The sequence below is a fragment of the Mesorhizobium oxytropidicola genome, assembly GCF_056174625.1.
Genome location: NZ_CM149692.1, coordinates 3738872 through 3760836, shown reverse-complemented (window position 1 = coordinate 3760836; position 21965 = coordinate 3738872). Strand labels below are relative to the sequence as shown.

Sequence of the window (21965 nt, the reverse complement as noted above, 5' to 3'; positions counted from 1 at the left end):
GGCAGTCGCGTTTTCGCACCCGCCGGGTCGCGCTTGCCTGTCTGAGACCGCGCGTTCGATAACCGCCTTCCCCCAATCCGTCGCTGCTTCGCAGCGCCACCTTTCCCCCCTCCGGAGGGAAAGGAAGGGAGCCCCGCTGGGAGCGTTTGGCGACCTGACTTGAACGCTTACCCACAAAGGGGACAACAGATCTCAAAACTCGATCCCCTGCTGCGCTTTCACGCCCGCCGAAAAATGGTGCTTGGTCACGCCCATCTCGGTGACCAGATCAGCGGCCTCGACCAGCGCCGGCTTGGCGTTGCGGCCGGTGACGACGACATGCAGGCCTTCGCGCCGCGCTTTCAGCGCCGCAACCACCTTTTCGAGATCGAGATAGTCGTAGCGCAGCGCGATGTTGAGCTCGTCGAGCACGACTAGGCTGATCGACGGATCGGCGATCAACTCCAGCGCCTTGGCCCAGGCAGCCTCGGCCGCCGCGATGTCGCGCTTCAGATCCTGCGTCTCCCAGGTAAAACCCTCGCCCATTGCATGCCAGACGACGCGGTCGCCGAAGGCAGCAAACGCATCCTTCTCGCCGGTGTGCCACTTGCCCTTGATGAACTGGACGACGCCGACGCGCTTGCCATAGCCGAGCATTCTGAGCGCCAGGCCGAAGGCGGCCGTGGTCTTGCCCTTACCCGGGCCGGTGTTGACGATGAGCAGCCCCTTCTCGACCGTTTTGCTGGCCACCTCGGCGTCCTGCACCGCCTTGCGCTTGGCCATCTTGGTGCGATGGCGTTCCTCGTCCTTATCGTCGATGTCGGTCATGTCATTTCACCTTGAGCGGCAGCCCCGCCACCATCAGCAGCACCGTATCGGCGATCGCCGCGACCTGCTGGTTGAGCCTTCCGGCATCATCGCGAAAACGGCGCGCCAAGGCATTGTCCGGCACGATGCCTTGCCCGACTTCGTTGGACACCACGAACCAGGGCCCGCGTGGCCGCGACAGCACATCCGCCAGCCGCTGGCATTCGGCTCCAACGTCGTGATCGGCCAGCATGTGATTGGTCAGCCACAGTGTCAGGCAGTCGACCAGCACCGGCTGGTTGTCGGGCAAGGCCTCGAGCGCGCCGGCGAGATCGAGCGGTGCGTCGATAGTCATCCAGCCCTCGCCGCGCCGCGAGCGGTGCAGCGCGATGCGCTCGCGCATTTCGCTGTCGTAGGCCTCAGCCGTGGCGATATAGGCCCATGGTGACGGCAACGCCGTCGCCAGGGTTTCGGCATGCGCGCTCTTGCCGGAGCGCGCGCCGCCGATGATGAACGTCAGCTTGTTGCGATCAGGCAAAGCTGTCGCGCAGGCTGGTCGCGGTGCCGGTGAAGCGTCCGCGCACCACGCCGACGACGGCGCCGAGCACCAGCCAGAACACCAGGTTGGTCACCGTCACCGCCACCACGAACTGGTGATGCAACCCTTCCGGAATCGCCGTCTCGAAGCTGTCGGGCTGTGGCGCGCCGACGATGTGCGGGGCAACGATCAGCGCCACGGCAAGGATGGCGAGCGGCAGTGACTTGCGGAACGCGATCAGGCCGAGACCAGCCGCGGTTGCCGCCACCGTTGCCCACCACCAGATCTGGCGCGGCAAGAGATCGGCCGCCGGCATGGCCGGCAGTTCCGGCGGTAGGCCGAGACCAGGCGCCAGCGTGAACACGGCAAAGCCGGCCAGGCCCCAGAATACGCCCTGGCGCCAATTGCCGATGCCGCCGGCGAATTCCGAAACCGCGACCAGGATCAGCGCGAAGCCGATGCCGGTGACGATATTGGCAAGCACGCTGAAGGCGAAACGCTCGAAACCGTCTGCCGGCGCCCAACCCTCGTCTTTCGCCGGAGCAGTCACTTCAGCCGGGGCCGGCGCCGCAGTGCTCATGGCATTCCCCGCCGGGGCGGCCGTACTCATGGCAGTGGTATCCGCCGCGGCCGGGGCCGCGGCATGGTCGTGCTTATGGCCGCCGCCGGCCTGTTCGTAGACTTCCGCCTTCAGGATCAGCGGCACAGTGGCATAGGCCTGCATGCAGGCGAGGATGACGCCGGCCACGAGCCCTGCGATCGCCGCGATGAACACGACGTTGCGAAACAGGTTCATGATGTCAGATCCTGGTCAGTGGCAGGGAAACGCCATCGAATGGCGATAGTCGTGAGCCGCATTGTGGACCGCATCGATATGCGAAAAGCCGACAAAGCCCATCACGAAAATGCCGAGAAACGCAGCGAGCGCCAGCTGCATGAAGCGCGACTGCGAGGAGACGGAGGCGCCGAGGGAGACGGAAGCGGTATTCATATCTTGTCCTTTCACCCTCCACCCGAGGGCCTGTCAGTTTTGCCGTCGTCGGCAGGTCTCCTGGCTCGCGGATCAGCGCCCTTCTCCACCTTCCCGAAGACGAATCTTCAGTGGCATATGGAGAGGACTACCGCACACAGTTGCGGGGGCAGCCACGGCATTGGGCAAGAATTTCGCCCGCACCGCATTCCCTCTTGGCTCCAAAACGGAACCGACGACTGCATGACTATAGGGAAAATCACGACACGCGGCAAACCAAATTCCGCCGGCAAACAGCGCGATTGCGCCATGCCGTCGCGAGGCGCGACAATTGACAATTCTCCTGGCCGGGTGTCGGCTGGCATCTTCACTGGAAGCCAGCCATGCAGCCCATTGCCAGCGAGCGCGCCCCCTACAACGGCCTGACCCAGGCCGAACCGACGCTGCCTTCATCGGCCTATTGGGATGAAGCAGCCTATCAGCGGGATCTCGATGCCATCTGGTACAAAAACTGGCTGCTCGTCTGCCGCGAGGCCGATCTCGCCCAGCCGCTTGCCTTCCGCCGATTCCGCATCGGCACGCAGGACATCCTCGTGCTGCGCGACGACACCGGCGCGCTGCGCGCCTTCCACAACACCTGCCGGCATCGTGGCTCGCAGCTGTGCCAGGAGAGCGAGGGCCGGCTGAAGACCAGGCTGATCACGTGCCCCTATCATGCCTGGTCCTATTCGCTGCGCGGCGACCTCGTGCGCGTTCCGTCGAAATCGCTGCCGGACGGCTTCGACAAGGCCGACCATCCGCTCTACCGCGTCGCGCTCTCGGTGTGGCGCGGCTTCGTCTTCATCAATCTGCAGGAATATGCGGCGGGCTCCGCCCAGGCATCCTTCGACCCTGCCTCCGGCAATCTCGGTAACTGGCCGCTGGAAACGCTGGTATCAGGCCATGTGCTGCGCAAGGTGATGCACTGCAACTGGAAGATCTTTTGGGAAAACTTCAACGAGTGCCTGCACTGCCCGGGCGTGCACAAGGACCTGTCGCGGCTGGTGCCGATCTATGGCCGCGGCCTGATGAGCCGGCATGACGATCCCGAATGGACGCGCCACGCCGACAATGACGCGCCGGAATTTTCCGGCGGCCTGCGCGCCGGGGCCGAAACCTGGTCGTGCGATGGCCAGGCGCATGGGCCGGTCTTCTCCGGGCTGACACCAGCCGAACGCACCGCCGGCCAGACCTACGCCACCAGCCTGCCGTCGATGTTCATCGTCGGCCATGTCGACTATGTCAGGACCGTGCGCCTTGTGCCGCTCGGTCCCGAACAGACGGAGCTTGTCGCCGAATGGCTGTTCGCGCCCGAGGCCCTCGCCGTGACCGACATCGACAACATCGTCGCCTTTGGCACGCAGGTGCTGGAAGAGGATGCGGCGATCTGCGAGGTCAATCAGAGAGGCCTGCGTTCGATGCGTCACACAGCCGGCGTGCTGATGCCCGAGGAGTACGACCTGCACCGCTTCCACAACTGGGTGCGCGAGCAGCACGCGGCGCTTTCTGCCTGATCCTCACAGAGACTTTGGCAGATATCGCCACGTGACAAAACCGCAAACCGCCGCCAGCAGGCCGAGCGTGACGAACACCGAGCCCAGTCCGAAGAAGGCCAGCACCACCGAATAGACCAGCGGCGGCGTCAGTTCGGAAAAATCGAGATAGGTGCGGTAGACCGCCGCCATCTGCGCCCGCTCATAGGAGCGCACCGAGCGCATGAAGGCAGTCGAGCCCAGCGCGTCGAGCGCGATGGTGAAGAAGGCGCCGCACAGCAGGAAAGCGCCGGTGAGCAACGGCACGCTCTCGCCGACCGTGCCTGCCGCAAGAAGCATTGCCGACATGGCGAAATAGGCAAATGTCGTGGTGCGCCGGCCGCCAAAGCGCTTGCCCGCCTTGCCCCAGAAGATCGCCATGAACAGCAGCGCGTTGCCGGCCGAAACCAGCAGGCCGCCCGCCAGCTTGCCCTCGCCTGTGATCACCATGAACAGCGGCCCGTAGACGAAGAACGTCGTCCAGAAGCAGGAGCGGCCGAAGGCGATCAGCCAGGCAAGCCTCAATCTGGGCTGCGCGACGAAGCGGCCGATATTGGCGAGCGGATTGGCCGGCCGTGTCTTGCCGGGCCGGATCGACGGGTTGTCGCCAAGCCGATAGGTCCAGAACAGCGGAGCCAGCGCGAAGACCGCCACCGCACCATGCGCGGCATAGATGCCGAAGCGCGTGTAGAGGAAGATGCCGAGCGTCGGCCCGCCGGTCCAGGCGAGCATCGACCACGCCATGCGCAGCGATTCGGCCTGCATGAAGTCGGTCTTGCGGATGTGGTCCATGATGTAGAGGTTGAGCGTGATCGAGAGCGCACTAGCGCCCATCACACGGCACAGCATGCCGGCCAGTTGCCCGGCCAGCGTGTGGGTAACGAAGAACAGCGAGCCTATTGCAAGGAGGCAGGCGCCTGCCGTGTAGACCCAGCGCCGGGCAAAGCGGCGGATCAGCATCGGCATGAACAAGGTCACGGACAGGCCGAGCAGCGCCACGATGGTGTAGAGGATCGAGACGATCTGCTCATTGTGCAGAATCTCGTAGGCCTGGATCGGGATGACACTCGACACCGTGGCGCGGGCGAAGGATTCGACCGCGTAGAGCGAGGCGAAGGTGCGCGCATCCGCGGCCTTGAGGGCCGGAAGCCAGATCGGATGGCGGACATGGGTGGACATTGCTTCCCCAAAGCAGAATCACCGGCCAAATCTGCCGTGGTCGTTCCCGGACGATTAAGAGGAAACCGACGTGTAACCGGCGAAAAGCGAAACCGGTCAAAGGCTTCCCGGCTCTGGCCTAAAGCGGCGCTTGATCCGATGCCCCGGCCTTCTTCTGTCCCGTCCAACCGTGATAGTCCTCAGGCGGGGCTGAATCAGATCGCGAGACCATGACCATCCATACGCCGACCGCACCCGTTCCGGAGCCATCAAAGCGCATCGTCGCCATCGACATTGTGCGCGGCATCGCGCTGCTGGCCATGGCGAGCTACCATTTCACCTGGGATCTGGAATTCTTCGGCTACACCGATCCAGGCCTCACCGCTTTTGGCTGGTGGAAGATCTACGCACGCTGCATCGCCTCGACTTTCCTGTTCCTGGTCGGCGTCAGCCTGTACCTGGCTCACGGCCAGCAAATCCGCTGGAACGGTTTTTGGAAGCGCTTTGCAATGGTTGCCGGTGCCGCGGTCGCCATTTCGGTGGTCACCCGCATCGCGACGCCGGACGGATTCATCTTCTTCGGCATCCTGCACGAGATCGCGCTCGCCAGCCTGCTCGGCCTCGCCTTCCTGTGGCTGCCGGCCCTGCTGACGCTTGTCGTTGCCGCGCTCGTGATCGCTGCGCCCGTCTATCTGCGCTTCGAGGCCCTGGACCATCCCTGGCTATGGTGGATCGGCCTATCGGCGACCAATCCACGATCCAACGACTATGTGCCGCTGTTTCCATGGTTCGGCGCGGTGCTTATCGGCATCGGCGTGGCGAAACTCACTTCCGCCTCCGGCCTGCGAGCGCGTCTGGCGAGCCTTGCGCCCGGCCGCTGGGCCAATCCGCTGCTCTTCATCGGCCGCCACAGCCTCGCCTTCTACGTGATCCACCAGCCGTTGCTGATCGGCTGCGTCTGGCTGTTTTCGCAAGTCATGCCCGCCCAGGTCGAAACCCCGCAAGTCAATTTCCTGAAAACCTGCCAGCGCTCATGCGAGCAGACGCGCAACGCAACCTTCTGCACCAGCTATTGCAGTTGCATGCTGACGACGATCGAGGGCGAGGCCACGCTTGATCGGCTTGAGAACAACGACCAGAGTGCGGAATTCCGGGCGCATCTGGGCGATCTGGCCGCCAGCTGCACGGCCCAGACCGAGGACAAGATGGACGAGGGAGGAACGCAATGACCGAACCCCAGCCGAAGCCCGGGGTGATACCGTGGCCGCCGGTGATCTATATCACCGCCATCGCCATCAGCGTCGCCCTCGGTCTTTTCTATCCCCTGCCCTGGATCGGCGACCTTCTCGGCGACCTCCTGTTCGCCGCCGGCTGGGTGGCACTGTTCGGCGTCGCGGCACTCTGGTTCACTGCCATCCGTACCATGATCAGGGCCAGGACAACGCTTAACCCCAACGCAGTGCCGGATCACCTCATCACCACAGGTCCTTTCGGCATCACCCGCAACCCGATGTATCTCGCCAACACGCTGCTGTTGATCGGCGTCGCCTTTGTCTCGGGGATCGTCTGGTTCCTGCCGCTGGCGTTCATCGCCGCCTTCATCACGCAGAAGGTCGCGATCGAGGGCGAGGAAAAGGTGCTGGCGGCGAAGTTCGGCAAGAAATACCGCGACTACGCCAAACGCGTGCGGCGCTGGATTTGAACAGCGTTACGTGTTGACGCCAAGCTCCACCAGCCGCTCCACGCAGGATTCCTCAGCCTGGTCGAGCTCGGCCAGCGTCTCCTCGAGGTCGCGACGTTTCTGGCGCAGGTCCTCGCGCTTTTCCTCGATGCGCTTGATCATCAGCTTGAGCTGGCCAACCTCGCCGGGCGGCTCCTTGTACATCTGGATGATTTCGCGGATTTCGTTGATCGAGAAGCCGAGCCTTTTGCCGCGCATGATCTGCCGGATGAGATGGCGGTCGGACGGACGAAACAGCCGCGTGCGGCCGCGCCGCACCGGTTGCACCAGCCCCTCATCCTCATAGAAGCGCAGCGTCCGCGTCGACACGTCGAATTCGCGGGTCAGTTCGGTGATCGAATAATATTCCCGCATTGTCGCTCCATGCCGGAAGCCTGGGCAACGCCACGCGGCGTCGCCTTCTGTCCCGAACCAAACCCTTGCCCGCCGGAATCGACATGGCCCCCGTGCAAGCCTCGCACGGCATTTACGTAAAAGTCAATTGAGCGGGGCCCACACCCCAGGGCAATCGCATCGGCTTAACGTGCGTGAGGCTAAGTCGGAAACATCCGCCTGGAGGGTGGACTCACTGGTCCTGCCGCCGCGGCATGTGAGAAGACATTATTGTGGGACTTCATAGAGGATTTTCGCAACGCCGTGCTCCAGTGGCCGCAGGTCAAACCGCACGGTATAATCCTCTTGCCAGCCGGTGTCGGCCTTGCAACTGTCAACCATACTTGCCGCCTCGGCTTTGGTCGGAACGACCAGGAACGTCTTCAAATCCAGGATTTCGGCAACGTCTGCGATTTCGGAAGTCGGAAAGCCGGCGTCCGCCATCATCTTCAGCACAGTGATGTTCTCGGCGATCCCGTTTGTCCAAGATAGGGCAAACATCGCGGGTGCGATCGCCTGAAAGCATCGCTCCGTCCTTATGCGCATCGGCTCTTTTTCGCGAACAAGTGCTTTGATCTGGTCCAGTTGATCTAGCGTCCGCGGTTTTAACGGAAACGTATACGCCGTAAGAGCCAGTCCGTTTGACGCGTCCGTGAACACGGTCCGGGCAAAGTCGGTCCAAGGCCGTGGCGTTCCCGCGCTGGGGCATGTCTGGCCGGCTTTTAGAGTATCGCCACCGGCGAGGCGCGCGTCGATCGCCTCGATCGTCGCGCGATCGAAGCCGCTGCGCAGCGCCTCGGAAACAAACGTCTGACGTTCGCGCGCCCAGTTCGCATCGTTGGTCGTGGAAGCCTTGGCGCAGGCGAGTTCCTGCTGGCGCAGCAACACCATGTAGTCCGCATTGAACAGTGCGACCGACTTAAGCCCTTGCAAAATATCAGCTTGTGAATAGGCGGAATCCGCCGCCGCCGGGCAGACAGCGAACATCCCGAAGATCAGTGCAGTCATAAGTCGGAAGGATACCGCACGCATCATCGCGCCTCCTTGTTGCCAATCGACACGCAGATCATTCAATTCAAATACGGTGGGTGCATTTATCCGGCATTTCACGGACCGCCGGCCACACCGTCCATCTTGGGCAGTATTTTGGCGGAGGCAGAAGCATATATCGTCCGCCTGCCCGGCGGACCACAAGTTTCCGTGCCCCAGAGAGGCCTATGCCTTCACGCGACGCCGAACCACCAGGTTGCCAGGCCGAGGAAGGCGAAGAAGCCGACGACGTCGGTGACCGTGGTGACGAAGACGGCAGAAGCCACCGCCGGGTCGATCTTGAAGCGGTCGAGCAGCAGCGGGATCAGGATGCCGGCCAAGGCGGCGACAAACATGTTGATGATCATCGCCGCCGCGATGATGCCGCCCAGATTGGGATCGCGGAACCAGGCCGCCGCGACAATGCCGATCAGGATGGCGAAGACGACGCCGTTGATGAAGCCGACGCCCATCTCGCGACGGATGATGCGGCCGGCATTGTAGATGTCGATATCCTTGGTCGCTAGCGCCCGCACGGTCACGGTCATGGTCTGCGAACCGGCATTGCCGCCCATGCCGGCGACGATCGGCATCAGCACCGCAAGCGCCACGATGTGCTCGATCGTGCGGTCGAACAGGCTGATCACCGACGCCGCCAGGAATGCCGTCAAGAGATTGATCAGCAGCCAGGGAACGCGCGAGCGCGAGGTCGAAAAAATGCTGTCGGAAAGCTCTTCGTCGCCGACGCCGCCCATGCGCAGCAGATCTTCCTCGGCCTCCTGCTGGATGACGTCGACGACATCGTCGATGGTCAGCACGCCGACCAGGTGCTCGTTCTCGTCGACGACGGCGGCCGACAAGAGGTCGTACTGTTCGAATTCGCGCGCCGCTTCTTCCTGGTCCATCGTCGCCGGAATGGCGTGCCGCGTCTCGTGCATGATCTCTCCGACCTTGACCGTGCGCTTGGTGCGCAGGATCTGGTCGAGATCGATGGCGCCGAGCAGTTTGAAGGTCGGGTCGATGACGAAGATCTGGCTGAAACGCTCAGGCAGGTTCTTGTCCTCGCGCATATAGTCGATGGTCTGGCCGATGGTCCAGAACGGCGGCACCGCGACGAACTCGGTCTGCATGCGCCGCCCGGCGGTCTCTTCCGGATAGTCGAGCGAGCGGCGCAGCCTGATCCGTTCTGTGAACGGCAGTTGCGACAGGATCTCGTCCTGGTCTTCCTTTTCGAGGTCTTCGAGAATGTAGACCGCATCGTCGGAATCGAGTGCCTGCACCGCCTGCGCGATCTGCGCATTGGGCAGATTGTCGACGATCTCCATGCGGATCGCCTCGTCGACCTCGGTCAGCGCGGAAAAGTCGAAATCGGCGCCCAGCAGCTCGACCAGGGCCCGCCGCTGTTCGGGATGCAGCGCCTCGATCAGATCGCCGAGTTCCGACTGGTGGAGATGGTCGACCTCATGCTTGAGGGCCGACGTATCGCGGTCGGCGATCGCAGCCCCGATCAGGGCAAGGAAGGACGAAAGGACTGCACCGTCCTCGCCATAGATGTCGGCGTGGGCGTCGTCAGCCGCCTTGGCGGAGATCGTCTGCTTGTCCTCCACCAGCGCCTCCCGCCATCCCGGAAAAATTGTGTCTCAGGTCTAGAGCATCGGACCTTAAAGCGGAAATCGGTTTCGCGGAAATCCGATGCATCTCGCATGCAGGCGCGATTCGATTTGAGAACTTATCGCTCTAAGGCACGGAATATCAAACGAAACGCGTGTTCCACGCCACCCCGGCGAGCGTATCGCGGATGCCTGACTGGCAATGCCTCTCCCATCAAAAACCAGCCAATCCCGGCTTCAGACGGCGCGACAGCCGATGTCGCTGGGGAAAGAGCACCCCAGCGCGGTTGGGGCAGAATTGTCATGATACGGGTCCAGGCCTGAAACCTGACCTCGGAGTTGCGGCACCACCAGCCCAGGACAAAAACGGCCCTTGAACAGCAAGCCCGGGAAAACGAGCAAGGCAATTGGCGACCGGCGCATGCGCATTGTCGTCGCCGAGCGCAATCCGTTCGTCATATCGGCGCTGCGCGAAATGCTCGAATGCGACGGCCGCTTCGACTTGTTGAGCACCGTGCAAAGCGGCAAGCAATTCCTCGATCTGGCTATCAAGGGCGGGTTCGACGTCGCCATCATCGGCTGGAAGCTTTCCGACATGGACGGCGCCGATGTGCTGGCCGAGGTTCAGAGCCGCAAGCTCGATGTCCGCATTACCGTCTTTTCCAACGACCACGACATCGGCATCCTGAAGCAATGCGTGCGGCTCGGAGCGCAGGGCTACTGTTTCCAGTTCGACGATCCGGCGATCATCTTCGACACCATCCTGGCGGTCGCGCATGGCCGCATCTGCATCCCCTATATCGACATCAACAAGGTCAACGACACGCCGCTGGCACAGCTCACGGTGCGTGAGCGCGAGCTGCTGGCGGTGCTTTCCGACGGCTGGACAAATCTGCAGATCGCCACGCGGACCGGCATTTCCGAGAATACAGTGAAGTACCACCTCAAGAATCTCTACGACAAGCTCGACGTCCGCAACCGGGCGATGGCCGTCGCGCTCTACGCGCGCGAGAGGCGTACCCAGAAGCAGCCTTTCGGGTAGGCCAACCGGGTAGGCTCGCCCCACCCGCGCGCGGCGAGATGTTACCCGGCAAGGTGTTGTTGGCTTTAGCCGTCGAAACGAAACTCCCCCCACCGCTTTGCTGGATCAGGAGGAGTTCGCATCATGGCCGGTTTCACCCATCTTTTCATTCCCGGACCGACCAACATTCCCGAACAGGTTCGGCAGGCGATGAACCTGCCGATGGAGGACATGCGCGCCGCATCCTTCCCCGATCTCACCTTGCCGCTGTTCGAGGACATCAAAAAAGCCTTCAAGAACGAGACCGGCCGCGTCTTCATCTACCCCTCGTCGGGCACCGGCGCCTGGGAAGCGGCGATGACCAACGTGCTCAGCCCCGGCGACCGCGTGCTGATGTCGCGCTTCGGCCAGTTCTCGCATCTGTGGGTCGACATGGCCGAGCGCCTCGGCTTCGAGGTCGACGTCATCGATTGCGAATGGGGCACCGGCGTGCCGCTCGAGCTCTATGCCGAGCGGCTGAAGGCGGACAAGACGCACCGCATCAAGGCCGTCTTCTGCACGCAGAACGAGACGGCGACCGGTGTGACCAGCGACGTTGCCGGCTGCCGCGCCGCGCTCGATGATGCAAACCACCCTGCCCTGCTCTTCGTCGACGGCGTGTCGTCGATCGGCTCGATCGATTTCCGCCAGGAAGAATGGGGCGTCGACTGCGCCGTCAGCGGCTCGCAGAAAGGTTTCATGCTGCCCGCCGGCCTCGGCTTCCTCTCGGTCAGCAAGAAGGCGCTTGTCGCTTCACGGACCGCCACCCACAGGCGCTGTTTCTTCTCCTTCGAGGACATGATCCGCGCCAACGATGCCGGCTATTTCCCCTACACGCCGGCGACGCAGCTGCTGCGCGGCCTGCGCGCCTCGCTTGACCTGATTGCCGAGGAAGGCTTGGACAACATCTTCGCCCGCCATCATCGCCTGGCCGAAGGCGTGCGCAAGGCGGTCGACGCCTGGGGCCTGAAACTCTGCGCCAAGGCGCCGAAATGGCATTCCGACACGGTCAGCGCCATCCTGGTGCCGGAAGGCATCGACAGCGGCGACGTCGTCAAGCGCGCCTACCGCACCTACCAGACCTCGCTCGGCGGCGGTCTCAACAAGGTGATGGGCAAGGTCTTCCGGATCGGCCATCTCGGCTGGCTGAACGAGGTGATGGTGCTCTCCTCCCTGTCCGCAGCCGAAATGGCGCTGCTCGATTGTGGCGTCAGGCTGGCGCCGGGTTCCGGCGTCGGCGCCGCCATCCAGCATTTCCGCGCCTCGGCCGCCGTGCCGGTCGCCGAAGCCGCCTGAGGGAGCCGACGATGAGCCACACCATCAACCACCTCAAGAAACTCCGCCTGCAACGCAGCGAGCTGGCCGTTCCGGGCTCCAGCCCGGAGATGATCGACAAGGCGGCGAACAGCGCCGCCGACTTCGTCTTCCTCGACATCGAGGACGCGGTCGCGCCGCCCGACAAGGAACGCGCCCGCAAGAACATCATCCAGGCGCTGAACGACATCGACTGGCGCGCCAAGGGCAAGACCGTGTCGGTGCGCATCAACGGGCTCGACACCCACTACATGTACCGCGACGTGGTCGACGTCATGGAACAGGCCGGCGATCGGCTGGACACCATACTGGTGCCGAAAGTCGGCGTCCCGGCCGATCTCTATATGGTCGAGGCCATGGTCAACCAGATCGAGATGGCCAAGGGTTACAAGACCCGTGTCGGCCTCGAAGCGCTGATCGAGACCGCGCTCGGCATGGCCAATGTCGAGGCGATTGCCGCGACGCCCGGCCGGCTGGAAGCCATGCATTTCGGCGTCGCCGACTATGCGGCGAGCTGCAAGGCACGCACCGTCAATATTGGCGGCCTCAACCCCGACTATCCCGGCGACCAGTGGCATTTCGCGCTGTCGCGGATGACGGTTGCCTGCCGCGCCTACGGCCTGCGCGCCATTGACGGGCCGTTCGGCGATTTCTCCGATCCGGAGGGCTATATCGCCGGCGCCAGGCGCGCCGCGGCCCTCGGCATCGAAGGCAAATGGGCGATCCACCCTTCGCAGATCGCGCTTGCCAACGACGTCTTCTCGCCGCCGGAAAAAGAGGTCACGCGCGCCAGGCGCATTCTCGAAGTGCTGAAGGAGGCCGAGGCGCAGGGCAAGGGAGCGGCCGCACTCGACGGCAAGATGATCGACGCCGCGTCGGAACGCATGGCGCGCAACGTTCTGGTGGTCAACGAGGCCATCGAACGCGCCGGCCAGATCCGCATCGCGACGCATTGAAAGTTACGGGAGGACGACAATGGACATCCACGAATATCAGGCCAAGGAACTGCTCGCCCGCCACGGCGTACATGTGCCGCGCGGCGGGCTGGCCTACAGCCCCGAGCAGGCCACCTACAGGGCGCGCGAGATCGGCGGCAGCAAATGGGTCTTGAAGGCGCAGGTGCACTCCGGCGCCCGCGGCAAGGCCGGCGGCATCAAGCTCTGCGCCAATGACGAGGAGATCTCCAACGCCGCCGAAGCGATGCTTGGGCGCAAGCTGGTGACCCAGCAGACCGGCCCGCGCGGCAAGCTGATTTCGCGTCTTTATCTCGAGGAAGCTGTCGACATCGCGCAGGAGCTCTATGTCGGCTTCGTGCTCGACCGCAAGGAAGAGCGCGTCATGATCGTGGCATCGGCCGCCGGTGGCATGGAGATCGAGGACATTGTCGAGAAAGAACCCAATTCCATCCTGCGCACATCGGTCGATCCCGGCGTCGGCATGCAGCGTTTCCAGGCCCGCGAGATCGCCTTCGGGCTCGGCCTCGACCACAATCTGATCGGCAAGGCGACCGAGACCATCTTCAGCTGCTACCAGGTGTTCCGCGACTACGACGCCTCGATGCTGGAGATCAATCCGCTGGTGGTGACGCGCGACGGCAATCTGATCGCGCTCGACGCCAAGATGTCGTTCGACGAGAACGCGCTGTTCCGCCGCCCGGAAATTTCCGAGCTGCGCGACAAAAGCCAGGAAGACCCGCGCGAAACCTTCGCCAGCGACCGCGGCCTCTCCTATGTCGGCCTCGACGGCAATATCGGCTGCATCATCAATGGCGCGGGTCTCGCCATGGCGACGATGGACATGATCAAGATCGCCGGCGGCGAACCGGCCAACTTCCTCGACATTGGCGGCGGCGCCTCGCCCGAGCGGGTGGCGAAATCCTTCCGCGCCGTGCTCGGCGACAAGAATGTCGAGACCATCCTGGTCAACATCTTTGCCGGCATCAACCGCTGCGACTGGGTCGCCGAAGGCGTGATCAAGGCGATCCGCGAAGTCGGCGTCAACGTACCGCTGGTGGTACGCCTTTCCGGCACCAAGGCCGAGGAAGGCCGCCGCATCCTGGCCGATTCCGGCGAGGCGGTGATCGTTGCCGACACGCTGGCCGAAGCCGCCGAAAAAGCCGTCGCCGCCTGGCGCGCGGCCGCCAAGAAGAAAAAAGCAGCCTGAGGGAGGTCGAAAAATGGCAATTCTGCTCAACCGCAGCACCCGGGTCATCGTCCAGGGTTTCACCGGCAAGATCGGCAGCTTTCACGCCGAGGACATGAAACGCTACGGCACCAAGCTGGTCGGCGGCGTCACACCCGGCAAGGGCGGCCAGAAGCATCTCGGCCTGCCTGTCTTCAACACGGTCAAGGGCGCGGTGCGCGAGACCCGAGCCGAGGCGAGCATCGTCTTCGTGCCGCCGCCCTTTGCCGCCGATTCGATCATGGAGGCGGCGGATGCGGGCATAAAACTCTGTGTCTGCATCACCGACGGCATCCCCTCGCAGGACATGATGCAGGTCAAACGCTACATGCTGCGCTACCGCTACGAAGACCGCATGCGGCTGATCGGGCCGAACTGCGCTGGCGTCATCACGCCGGGACAGGCGCTGATGGGCATCATGCCGGGCAGCATCTACCTGCCCGGCCGCGTCGGCATCGTCGGCCGCTCCGGCACGCTCGGCTACGAGGCCGCCTCGCAGATGAAGGCGCTCGGCATCGGCGTGTCGACCAGCGTCGGCATCGGCGGCGACCCGATCAACGGCTCCTCCTTCAAGGACATGCTGAAGCTGTTCGAGCAGGACGACGAGACCGACGCCGTGGTGATGATCGGCGAGATCGGCGGACCGCAGGAAGCCGAAGCCGCGATCTGGGCGCGCGACAATATGCGCAAGCCGCTGATCGCCTACATTGCCGGTCTCTCCGCCCCGAAAGGCCGCCGCATGGGCCATGCCGGCGCCATCATATCGGCCTTCGGCGAGTCGGCGCAGGAAAAGGTCGAGATCCTGAAAGAGGCCGGTGTCGTCATCGTACCGACGCCGTCGTCCTTCGGCGAGGTCGTGGCCGATACGCTGGCGCGGATGAAGAAGGCGGCGTGATGGCCGACCGAGCGAAGGCCGCATAGCGCAAGACGTGAAGTCTGTTCCAGCGGCACTGAAGCCGCTGGAGGACGTCGTGCTGTTGCCGCATCTCGGCAGTGCGGCCGAGGAAACGCGGGTGGCGATGGGCATGAAGGTGGTGGTGAACCCTACGGCCTTCTTCGGTCCGCGATCGGGTCGCCTGACAACCGGCGCCGCCCTCGATTCAGGGCGGGCAATAGCAGCAATCGATGCGGACAGATCAGGAAAGCAGTTTGGAACAGAGCAGACGCATCAACTTTCGCGAGGACGAGCGCAGCCTCTTGTTGCGCCTGTTGCTGCAGGTCGCAAGCGCGCGTGAGCCCGAGATCGCCGCCGTTCTGACCGGACGCAAGTCGCTTGTCTCCCTCGCCGCGGAGCAGCGCATCCCGGCGCTTCAGGCGAGCGGCGTATGGTTCCAGTTGCTGGCGATTGCAGACGAGTTGCTTGCCATGCGGGCGCGTCGCGAACTCGAACAAGGCGCGGGTGTCGACGAAGTGCCGGGCTCCTTCGCCAGCGTTATCGCGCAGATGGCGGCCAACGGCCACTCAGCGCAGGAAGTCCAGGCGACGCTCAATGAGCTTTGCGTCGGCCCGACCATGACCGCGCACCCGACCGAGGCCAAACGCGTCACGGTGCTGGAGATCCACCGCCGCATCTATCGCAAGCTGACCGAGCTTGATCAGCCGCGCTGGGCGCCGCGCGAACGCGACCTGTTGATCGCCGATCTGGAAAGCGAGATCGAGCTTCTGTGGATGACGGGCGAGTTGCGACTTGAGCGCCCGACTGTCGAACGCGAAATCGCCTGGGGGCTGCATTTCTTTCGCGAAGTCATCTTCGAGGCAACGCCGCAGCTCTATGGCAAGCTTCAAGGCGCCTTCGAGCGTCACTATCCGGGAGAGCCGATCAGAATTCCCTCCTTCATGCGCTATGCCTCGTGGATCGGCGGCGATCGCGATGGCAATCCCAATGTGACGGCCGCGGTCACCGCCCATGCCATGACCGAATACCGCGATACCGCCATGGGCTGGTATCTGACGCAGGTGCAGCGGCTGGTGACGGTGCTCAGCGCCAGCTCGAATGTTGTCGCTCTGCCGGCCAACTTCAAACCGGTGCTGCAAACCGCGCTTGATAAAAGCGGACAGGCGCACCTGATCGCCGCCCGCAACCCTGACGAACCGCTTCGCCAGTTCGCTTCGGCCTTGCTTGCCCGGCTGGAGGCCACGCGAAATGGCGGTACGGCGGCGTACCACTCGGCAGAGGCGCTTCGTGCTGATCTGAACGGCCTGTCTTGTGTTCTCGAAGCGATCGGAGGCCGCGCGGTAGCCAAGCGTTTCGTCCAGCCTCTGCTCTGGCAAGTCGGAAGCTTCGGCTTCCGTACGGTCTCGCTCGACATCCGGCAGAACTCCACGGTGGTCAACCGGGTGCTGGCCGAGTTGTTTGCGCTGACAAATCCCGCCGATCCGGTCGCGGCTGGCACGCCGCAATGGTCGGCGCGCATTCGCGCAGCCGTCAGCCAGGGCGAGCAGCTGGAGATCGACGCAGGCCGGCTCTCGCCTGAAGCAGGTGAACTGCTTTCGACATTCTCTGTCATCCGCGACCACACCTCCGGCTTGGATGCCGACGCTGTCGGCTCTTTCGTCCTCAGCATGACCCGCTCGGCCGACGATCTTCTCGCGGTCTATCTGCTGGCGCAATATTGCGGACTTTCAACGCCCGGTGGCGGCACAATCAGGCTGCGGATCGTGCCATTGTTCGAGACCATCGCTGATCTACAGGCCGCCCCTGGCATCCTGAATGATTTGCTCGGCGTTTCGCTGGTGAGGCGGACGGTGCGAGATTTCGGCGCGCGCCAGGAAATCATGCTTGGCTATTCAGATTCCAACAAGGACGGCGGTTTCCTCGCGTCCAATTGGGAACTGGCAAAAGCACAAAAGCGCCTCGCTGTCGTCGGGCACAAGCACAAGGTCAGGATCAGTTTCTTCCACGGTCGCGGCGGCTCTGTCAGCCGTGGCGGCGCGCCGACCGGCCGGGCGATCGCGGCGCAACCCGAAGGCACTGTCGCCGGAACCATGCGGGTGACCGAGCAGGGCGAGGTCGTATCGTCGAAATTCGCCAATCGCGGCACCGGGCTCAACCAGCTCGAGATTCTCGCCGCCGGCGTGCTGGCCCACAGCGTCGGATCGCCCGGTGATGTCGAGGCGAAGGAAACGCCGGAGTTCAATGAAGCGCTGGAAGCGCTGGCAGGCATGTCGCAGGCATCCTATGCCGGGCTGATGGCTGAGCCTGGCTTCCTCGACTATTTCAACCAGGCGAGCCCGGTCGCGGAACTGACGCTCCTGAAAATGGGTTCACGGCCGGAGCGTCGTTTCGGCGCCAGCGGCATTGCCGACCTGCGCGCCATTCCATGGGTGTTCGCCTGGAGCCAGAACCGTCATCTGTTGACCGGCTGGTATGGCATCGGCAGCGCGCTCAGCGCTTTCGTCACGGTGCGCGGCGAGGCCGGGCGCGAGCTTTTGGCGCGCATGTTCGAGCACTCGCGCTTCTTCCGCCTGATCGTCGACGAGGCGGAAAAGACGCTTTACCAGTCCGACATGGAGATCGCTCAGCTCTACGCCCGCCTGGTGTCCGACAGCGATGCGGCTCGGCGGATCTACGCCCGCATCGCCGCCGAATACGAGCTGACGCGGCGCCTGATCGGTGACCTCACGGGAGGCGATCTTTCCGCGCGCTTTCCGATGTTCAAGCGGCGCTTCGACAATCTGCGGCGACAGATGGATGACATTCACCGGCTGCAGGTCGATCTGTTGCGTGAAGTTCGGACAAACACCGGCACGGCGGATCAAAAGCAGGCCACCGACGCTCTGCTCGTATCGATCAATTGCATCTCGGCCGGCCTTGGGTGGACGGGATAGGCTCGGTTTTTGCCAAGCCGTGGTCGTTCAAGGCACCTACAGCGCATCGCTTTCGGCGGCAAAGGGCTGGCGCACGAGGGAGAGGCGGCGATCGGCAATCACCCTTGCCGGGCGCCGCTCGCCGAGAATTGAAACCTCCAGAGCCGTGCCGGGCGTGCCAAGCCCCAGCGGCGGCAGCGCCAATGCTATGTCATGGCCAAACGCGTGGGAGTAACCTGCCGCCTGCAGCGTCATCATGAACTTAGTGCGCGCATTCGCGTAACAAGCTTGTGATTTTCGCATCAAGATCGCGAGCGACGGCAAGAGCCTCCAAACTGCCATAAGGGAGCAGACAACTCTCCATTTTGTCGTAGGAGACATGCACGCCATCGGAACGTTCATCAACAAGGACTGTGACTGGAGCGTAAGATCCAGCATCGGGAACGTGCTTGACCATTTCTTTCATGATGAGTGGATTGCCCACCAGGAATCGCATGCTTCTTGGAGTGTCGGCTCCAGTTTCCCGGCGCAGAATGGCGCCCAGGTCGAATTCCGCGAAGAGCATGAGACCTGTGCGGCCGAGGCCGCTTTGTACAACGCGCTCCAATTCCGGAAAGGAATTTGCAGCCCTCGTCGCCTTGAAAAACTCGACCATGTCAGGTTGCCCGACCGCCGACTTGAGCGCGGCCACAACGGCGTCGAATGGTTTGGAACACGTCAGGCTGAAACGCTCAACCTCGACCTTTGCGATTGTCATTTCTTTCTCCGCAACAGCTCTCATGAATAAAGGTGCGACCGAGCGCGCCGCGATTGTGCAAGCACCGATTACCCTTCCAGGAAGGTCCGGACGTGGCTGACAAACAATTCGTGGTACTGAAACAGGGCGCCGTGGCCGGAATCGGGATAGAGGACCAGCTGGGCGTTGCTTAGAGCCTTGAACATTGCGTAGGCGTTGTCCGCCGGCAGCATGGTGTCGTGGCTGCCGCTGACCACAAGGGCGGGCTGATGGATGGCGCGCAGAAGGGCGTGCTCGGGATCTGGTGTGGCGCACCAGGTAATAAGCGCCTTGGCCTGTGGATCCGTCACCGTGCAGCCGTTATCGGTATCCCGATCTTCCTTACGCACCTTCGCCCGCTTCAGAAACGCTCGGCCGGCCGACTGGCTGGCGGACGACTTCGTGAAGAACAGCGGCAGGCGAACGTCCGGCGCCTCGGTTTGGGAAAACGCGTCCTGCAGAACCGCCAATAGGTGCTCCTCTCCGCCTTTCGGAGCGGTGCCGACGAGGATGAGCTTGCGCACCAGCCGTCCGTGCTCGGCAGCGATCTGCTGGGCGACACAGCCGCCGAGGGAAAAGCCCAGAAGGTCGACTTCGGAGAGGCCGAGCAGGTTGATAAAGGCGATCGCGTCTCGGGCCATCGCCGCGATATTGTCCGGCGTTTGGCCTGTCGAGCGGCCGACCCCGGCGTTGTCGAAAACGATCACCGGCCGATCGGCGGCCAGGGCATTCACGACGGCGGGGTCCCAAGCGTCGATGTTACCCGAGAAATGCTGCAGGAGAACAAGCGCCGTTCCGGCCGATGGGCCGAGGCGGCGATAGGCGAAGCGGATTCCGTCGCCTTCGATGTAACGGGTTGGCGCCGCTTCTAGAGTGTCGAGTTCAGTCATGTCATCCTCCAGATGCTTGGCATCAAACAATTGAGTGAGAGTAGCTGGTGCGGTTTTGGCTCGGTCTGAGCCGCTCGCGGCCCAAGGCATTCCGTGGTCCGCCTCGCACGGTGTTGCTCCCGGCACGAAAGTGCCGGGAGCGGTATCGTCACTTCACGAGCGCGGCCTTTTCAATCACCGCGGCGACTTCCTTCGCGTGGACGACCAGGGAGGCATGGCTGCCGGCGACCTCCGTCGTCTGCGCCTTCATCCTGTTGGCGAAGATTTTCTGGACCTCGGGTGCGATGACCTTGTCCTTCGTGCTGATCACATAGAACGACGGCTTGTCGCGCCAGGCTGCCTCGTCGACGGGAGCCTCGAACGCCGTGTGGTTCAACGGGAGCTGATGGTTTGCCAGGGATTCGGCGATCTCCGGAGGAAGGTCGGCCGCGACTGCCGAAGGAAACACTTTGGGATCGATGTAGAGGTCGCCCTTTTCGTCGGGTGAATCGCCGCGGCGCCTTCGGTTGCCGGACCGCTCTTGGCTAAGCTCGCCAGAGATTCTCCCACGTCGGGCGCGAATGCGGAGACGTAGACGAGCGCCGAGACGTTGGGATCGTCACCTGCTTGCGTGATGACCACACCGCCCCAGGAGTGGCCAACAAGAACGGTCTTGCCGTTCTGTTTGGCGAGCGCCTGTTTGGTGGCATCGACGTCCGCTGCGAGGGAGGTGAGCGGGTTTTCGACGAGCGTTACGTTGTAGCCCTTCTTCGTGAGGATATCGGCAACCGGCTTCCAGCTCGTCTGGTCGACGAAAGCGCCATGGACGAGCACGATATTGTGAGCCGCCCCCTTGGGCAGTTGAGCTGATTGGGCGGGGGCCGCGACTGTTGCTCCGGCCATGAGGACGGTGGCGACAGAGAGTAGAAGATTTCGCATTGGTTGCTCCTGTTGAGATGACAGACGACGTGGGTCCGAGGAAGGGCAGGCGTGTCGGCAAAAGTCGCGGTTCTTCCATCCGCCGTTCGGGTGATGGTTGCCGCGCGACCTGTTGGCTCGACTTGCGATCAACTAGTACGTGGAGTCTTTGGACGTTAGGCCTCAATCGTCCGAATATTGTGTCTGACCGTCCGTCGTACTAACATCGGAAAGATGGACATCCTCGCTGAAGTGCTCGATCGCGTTCGCCTTGGCGGAACCTTGCTGTTCCACTTCGAACTCGGCCATCCCTGGAATGTCGCGTTGCCAAAACGCCCCTACGCCCTGTTCCACTATCTCAGCCGTGGCTCGGCTACCCTCGCGCTCGAAAAGGGACGAGAACTCCACATGAGCGAGGGCGACTTTGTGGTCGTCACGCGTGGCGAGCCCCATGTAATCTACTCGGATAGCCGGACGGAGCCGTTGCCGATTGTCGACATTGATCGGCTGGCCGGGCGTCTTGGCCTCATTCGTCACGGAGGCGGCGCGCAGCCGCTCGCGACGATGATCTGTGGTAATTTCACTGTGGCGCGGCCGTCGCGCGGCAGCGTTTTGGAATTGCTTCCACCCCTGCTTCTCCTGAAGCCGACGGAAGACGGAGGATGGCTCGAGGCGATTCTGCAACGCATGGTGAGCGAGGCGGCGTTCGAGCGTCCCGGACAAGGCGTCGCGCTCTCACGTCTGACTGAAGTGCTCTTCGTCGAGGTGTTGCGAAGCTGGATCAAGTCGCTCGGCCCCGGAGAAGGCGGGTGGCTGGGAGCGATGGCGGACCCGCACATAGGGCCGGCCCTTCAGTTGATCCACGAACGACCGGATCGGCCCTGGACGCTTGGCGACCTCGGGCAAAGCGTGGGGCTTGGTCGGTCGGCGTTTTCGGCTCGCTTCACCAAGCTCGTTGGCGAGCCCATGTACCGTTATCTGATCTCACGCCGGATGTCGGAGGCCGCATTTCTGCTCGAAACAAGCGACGAGGGGATTGCACGGATTGCGACCCGTGTCGGCTATGAGACCGCGGCCGCGTTTTCGAAGCTGTTCCATCGACATCACGGCCTATCGCCTGGCCGTTATCGAGCATTTCGCCGCTCTGACGGTGGCCGAGGGCAAGGTGGCGCTCTGGAAGCAGAAGTCGTCGATTGACCTCCCGATCTTGTCGCCGGGCGACAAGATCGGGCCAAGATTGCGCAACAAAACTTAACATCACTTCAC

The 21965-nt window shown here is 63.2% G+C and carries 21 protein-coding genes, 2 pseudogenes and 1 riboswitch; of the genes and pseudogenes, 11 read left to right on the top strand and 12 right to left on the bottom strand.

The window, feature by feature from the left end; translation table 11 throughout:
• Positions 1 to 192 precede the first annotated feature (192 nt).
• From cobO to AC0V8S_RS18740, 4 genes are read right to left on the bottom strand one after another with little or no spacing between them, the layout of a single operon-like run.
• The gene (cobO, locus tag AC0V8S_RS18755) at positions 193 to 807 is read right to left on the bottom strand and encodes a cob(I)yrinic acid a,c-diamide adenosyltransferase (RefSeq protein ID WP_475432757.1); all 615 of its coding nucleotides are present in this window, start codon (positions 805 to 807) and stop codon (positions 193 to 195) included.
• 1 nt (position 808) lies between these two features.
• The gene (gene cobU, locus AC0V8S_RS18750; RefSeq protein ID WP_475432756.1) at positions 809 to 1324 is read right to left on the bottom strand and encodes a bifunctional adenosylcobinamide kinase/adenosylcobinamide-phosphate guanylyltransferase; all 516 of its coding nucleotides are present in this window, start codon (positions 1322 to 1324) and stop codon (positions 809 to 811) included.
• A complete protein-coding gene (locus AC0V8S_RS18745) occupies positions 1317 to 2120 on the bottom strand; it encodes a CbtA family protein (protein ID WP_095204057.1) in 804 nt (267 codons plus the stop codon). Before AC0V8S_RS18745 ends, cobU begins: the two co-directional genes overlap by 8 nt.
• A gap of 15 nt (positions 2121 to 2135) precedes the next feature.
• Entirely contained in the window at positions 2136 to 2315 is a 180-nt protein-coding gene (locus tag AC0V8S_RS18740; protein ID WP_091575531.1) for a CbtB domain-containing protein, read from the bottom strand.
• A 33-nt stretch (positions 2316 to 2348) separates the two neighbouring features.
• A riboswitch (cobalamin riboswitch) is annotated at positions 2349 to 2546 on the bottom strand.
• 131 nt (positions 2547 to 2677) lie between these two features.
• Here AC0V8S_RS18740 and AC0V8S_RS18735 point away from each other — a divergent pair.
• The gene (locus AC0V8S_RS18735; protein WP_475432755.1) at positions 2678 to 3847 is read left to right on the top strand and encodes an aromatic ring-hydroxylating oxygenase subunit alpha; all 1170 of its coding nucleotides are present in this window, start codon (positions 2678 to 2680) and stop codon (positions 3845 to 3847) included.
• Positions 3848 to 3850: 3 nt separating this feature from the next.
• On the opposite strand, the gene AC0V8S_RS18730 is transcribed toward AC0V8S_RS18735, so the two are convergent.
• The gene (locus AC0V8S_RS18730; RefSeq protein ID WP_475432754.1) at positions 3851 to 5044 is read right to left on the bottom strand and encodes an MFS transporter; all 1194 of its coding nucleotides are present in this window, start codon (positions 5042 to 5044) and stop codon (positions 3851 to 3853) included.
• Positions 5045 to 5253: 209 nt separating this feature from the next.
• On the opposite strand from AC0V8S_RS18730, the gene AC0V8S_RS18725 reads away from it, so the two are divergent.
• The gene (locus AC0V8S_RS18725; RefSeq protein WP_475432753.1) at positions 5254 to 6252 is read left to right on the top strand and encodes a heparan-alpha-glucosaminide N-acetyltransferase; all 999 of its coding nucleotides are present in this window, start codon (positions 5254 to 5256) and stop codon (positions 6250 to 6252) included.
• Positions 6249 to 6725, top strand: coding sequence for a methyltransferase family protein (locus AC0V8S_RS18720; protein ID WP_475432752.1), 477 nt, complete (start codon positions 6249 to 6251; stop codon positions 6723 to 6725). Before AC0V8S_RS18725 ends, AC0V8S_RS18720 begins: the two co-directional genes overlap by 4 nt.
• Before the next feature lie 6 nt (positions 6726 to 6731).
• On the opposite strand, the gene AC0V8S_RS18715 is transcribed toward AC0V8S_RS18720, so the two are convergent.
• The 3 genes from AC0V8S_RS18715 to mgtE all read right to left on the bottom strand — a co-directional run bounded on the left by AC0V8S_RS18715 (position 6732) and on the right by mgtE (position 9772).
• Positions 6732 to 7118: a MerR family transcriptional regulator gene (locus AC0V8S_RS18715; RefSeq protein ID WP_006203215.1), complete on the bottom strand. Its 387-nt coding sequence runs from the start codon at positions 7116 to 7118 to the stop codon at positions 6732 to 6734.
• A gap of 246 nt (positions 7119 to 7364) precedes the next feature.
• Positions 7365 to 8171 (bottom strand): hypothetical protein, encoded by an 807-nt coding sequence (locus AC0V8S_RS18710; protein WP_475438759.1) that lies wholly within the window; start codon positions 8169 to 8171, stop codon positions 7365 to 7367.
• Between the two features lie 188 nt (positions 8172 to 8359).
• Positions 8360 to 9772, bottom strand: a complete 1413-nt coding sequence (gene mgtE, locus AC0V8S_RS18705) for a magnesium transporter (protein WP_475432751.1) — start codon at positions 9770 to 9772, stop codon at positions 8360 to 8362.
• A 424-nt stretch (positions 9773 to 10196) separates the two neighbouring features.
• Between mgtE and AC0V8S_RS18700 the strand changes: the two genes are divergently transcribed.
• The 7 genes and pseudogenes from AC0V8S_RS18700 to AC0V8S_RS18670 all read left to right on the top strand — a co-directional run bounded on the left by AC0V8S_RS18700 (position 10197) and on the right by AC0V8S_RS18670 (position 18158).
• Positions 10197 to 10817, top strand: coding sequence for a LuxR C-terminal-related transcriptional regulator (locus AC0V8S_RS18700; protein WP_475432750.1), 621 nt, complete (start codon positions 10197 to 10199; stop codon positions 10815 to 10817).
• A 123-nt stretch (positions 10818 to 10940) separates the two neighbouring features.
• Positions 10941 to 12131 carry an aminotransferase class V-fold PLP-dependent enzyme gene (locus AC0V8S_RS18695; RefSeq protein WP_475432749.1) on the top strand — a complete coding sequence of 397 codons (1191 nt, stop codon included), beginning with the start codon at positions 10941 to 10943 and terminating at the stop codon, positions 12129 to 12131.
• 11 nt (positions 12132 to 12142) lie between these two features.
• Positions 12143 to 13105, top strand: coding sequence for an HpcH/HpaI aldolase/citrate lyase family protein (locus tag AC0V8S_RS18690; protein ID WP_475432748.1), 963 nt, complete (start codon positions 12143 to 12145; stop codon positions 13103 to 13105).
• Between the two features lie 19 nt (positions 13106 to 13124).
• Entirely contained in the window at positions 13125 to 14312 is a 1188-nt protein-coding gene (locus AC0V8S_RS18685; RefSeq protein ID WP_095204071.1) for a malate--CoA ligase subunit beta, read from the top strand.
• Between the two features lie 13 nt (positions 14313 to 14325).
• Complete coding sequence (gene sucD / locus AC0V8S_RS18680) at positions 14326 to 15225, top strand: succinate--CoA ligase subunit alpha (RefSeq protein WP_096447120.1); 900 nt, start codon at positions 14326 to 14328, stop codon at positions 15223 to 15225.
• Between the two features lie 43 nt (positions 15226 to 15268).
• Positions 15269 to 15388, top strand: a pseudogene (locus AC0V8S_RS18675) (D-glycerate dehydrogenase); the annotation flags it as partial.
• 91 nt (positions 15389 to 15479) lie between these two features.
• On the top strand, positions 15480 to 18158 hold the full coding sequence (locus AC0V8S_RS18670) for a phosphoenolpyruvate carboxylase (RefSeq protein WP_475432747.1): 2679 nt from the start codon (positions 15480 to 15482) through the stop codon (positions 18156 to 18158).
• A gap of 36 nt (positions 18159 to 18194) precedes the next feature.
• On the opposite strand, the gene AC0V8S_RS18665 is transcribed toward AC0V8S_RS18670, so the two are convergent.
• From AC0V8S_RS18665 to AC0V8S_RS18650, 4 genes and pseudogenes are all read right to left on the bottom strand, one after another.
• Positions 18195 to 18395 carry a glycine cleavage T C-terminal barrel domain-containing protein gene (locus AC0V8S_RS18665; protein WP_475432745.1) on the bottom strand — a complete coding sequence of 67 codons (201 nt, stop codon included), beginning with the start codon at positions 18393 to 18395 and terminating at the stop codon, positions 18195 to 18197.
• Positions 18396 to 18399: 4 nt separating this feature from the next.
• Positions 18400 to 18894 carry a DUF302 domain-containing protein gene (locus tag AC0V8S_RS18660; RefSeq protein ID WP_475432744.1) on the bottom strand — a complete coding sequence of 165 codons (495 nt, stop codon included), beginning with the start codon at positions 18892 to 18894 and terminating at the stop codon, positions 18400 to 18402.
• Between the two features lie 68 nt (positions 18895 to 18962).
• On the bottom strand, positions 18963 to 19802 hold the full coding sequence (locus tag AC0V8S_RS18655) for an alpha/beta fold hydrolase (protein WP_475432743.1): 840 nt from the start codon (positions 19800 to 19802) through the stop codon (positions 18963 to 18965).
• A 148-nt stretch (positions 19803 to 19950) separates the two neighbouring features.
• Positions 19951 to 20720: pseudogene (locus AC0V8S_RS18650) on the bottom strand (alpha/beta hydrolase).
• Between the two features lie 213 nt (positions 20721 to 20933).
• Between AC0V8S_RS18650 and AC0V8S_RS18645 the strand changes: the two are divergent.
• The gene (locus tag AC0V8S_RS18645; RefSeq protein ID WP_475432742.1) at positions 20934 to 21896 is read left to right on the top strand and encodes a cupin domain-containing protein; all 963 of its coding nucleotides are present in this window, start codon (positions 20934 to 20936) and stop codon (positions 21894 to 21896) included.
• The last annotated feature ends 69 nt before the right edge of the window (positions 21897 to 21965 follow it).

Coding starts and splice junctions, on each gene's coding strand:
- AC0V8S_RS18685 (WP_095204071.1), top strand. CDS start 13,125: ATGGACATCCACGAATATCAGGCCAAGGAACTGCTCGCCCGCCACGGC.
- AC0V8S_RS18710 (WP_475438759.1), bottom strand. CDS start 8,171: ATGATGCGTGCGGTATCCTTCCGACTTATGACTGCACTGATCTTCGGG.
- AC0V8S_RS18695 (WP_475432749.1), top strand. CDS start 10,941: ATGGCCGGTTTCACCCATCTTTTCATTCCCGGACCGACCAACATTCCC.
- AC0V8S_RS18715 (WP_006203215.1), bottom strand. CDS start 7,118: ATGCGGGAATATTATTCGATCACCGAACTGACCCGCGAATTCGACGTG.
- AC0V8S_RS18645 (WP_475432742.1), top strand. CDS start 20,934: ATGGACATCCTCGCTGAAGTGCTCGATCGCGTTCGCCTTGGCGGAACC.
- AC0V8S_RS18725 (WP_475432753.1), top strand. CDS start 5,254: ATGACCATCCATACGCCGACCGCACCCGTTCCGGAGCCATCAAAGCGC.
- AC0V8S_RS18700 (WP_475432750.1), top strand. CDS start 10,197: ATGCGCATTGTCGTCGCCGAGCGCAATCCGTTCGTCATATCGGCGCTG.
- AC0V8S_RS18720 (WP_475432752.1), top strand. CDS start 6,249: ATGACCGAACCCCAGCCGAAGCCCGGGGTGATACCGTGGCCGCCGGTG.
- AC0V8S_RS18740 (WP_091575531.1), bottom strand. CDS start 2,315: ATGAATACCGCTTCCGTCTCCCTCGGCGCCTCCGTCTCCTCGCAGTCG.
- AC0V8S_RS18690 (WP_475432748.1), top strand. CDS start 12,143: ATGAGCCACACCATCAACCACCTCAAGAAACTCCGCCTGCAACGCAGC.
- cobO (WP_475432757.1), bottom strand. CDS start 807: ATGACCGACATCGACGATAAGGACGAGGAACGCCATCGCACCAAGATG.
- AC0V8S_RS18730 (WP_475432754.1), bottom strand. CDS start 5,044: ATGTCCACCCATGTCCGCCATCCGATCTGGCTTCCGGCCCTCAAGGCC.
- AC0V8S_RS18660 (WP_475432744.1), bottom strand. CDS start 18,894: ATGACAATCGCAAAGGTCGAGGTTGAGCGTTTCAGCCTGACGTGTTCC.
- AC0V8S_RS18745 (WP_095204057.1), bottom strand. CDS start 2,120: ATGAACCTGTTTCGCAACGTCGTGTTCATCGCGGCGATCGCAGGGCTC.
- AC0V8S_RS18665 (WP_475432745.1), bottom strand. CDS start 18,395: ATGATGACGCTGCAGGCGGCAGGTTACTCCCACGCGTTTGGCCATGAC.
- sucD (WP_096447120.1), top strand. CDS start 14,326: ATGGCAATTCTGCTCAACCGCAGCACCCGGGTCATCGTCCAGGGTTTC.
- AC0V8S_RS18655 (WP_475432743.1), bottom strand. CDS start 19,802: ATGACTGAACTCGACACTCTAGAAGCGGCGCCAACCCGTTACATCGAA.
- AC0V8S_RS18735 (WP_475432755.1), top strand. CDS start 2,678: ATGCAGCCCATTGCCAGCGAGCGCGCCCCCTACAACGGCCTGACCCAG.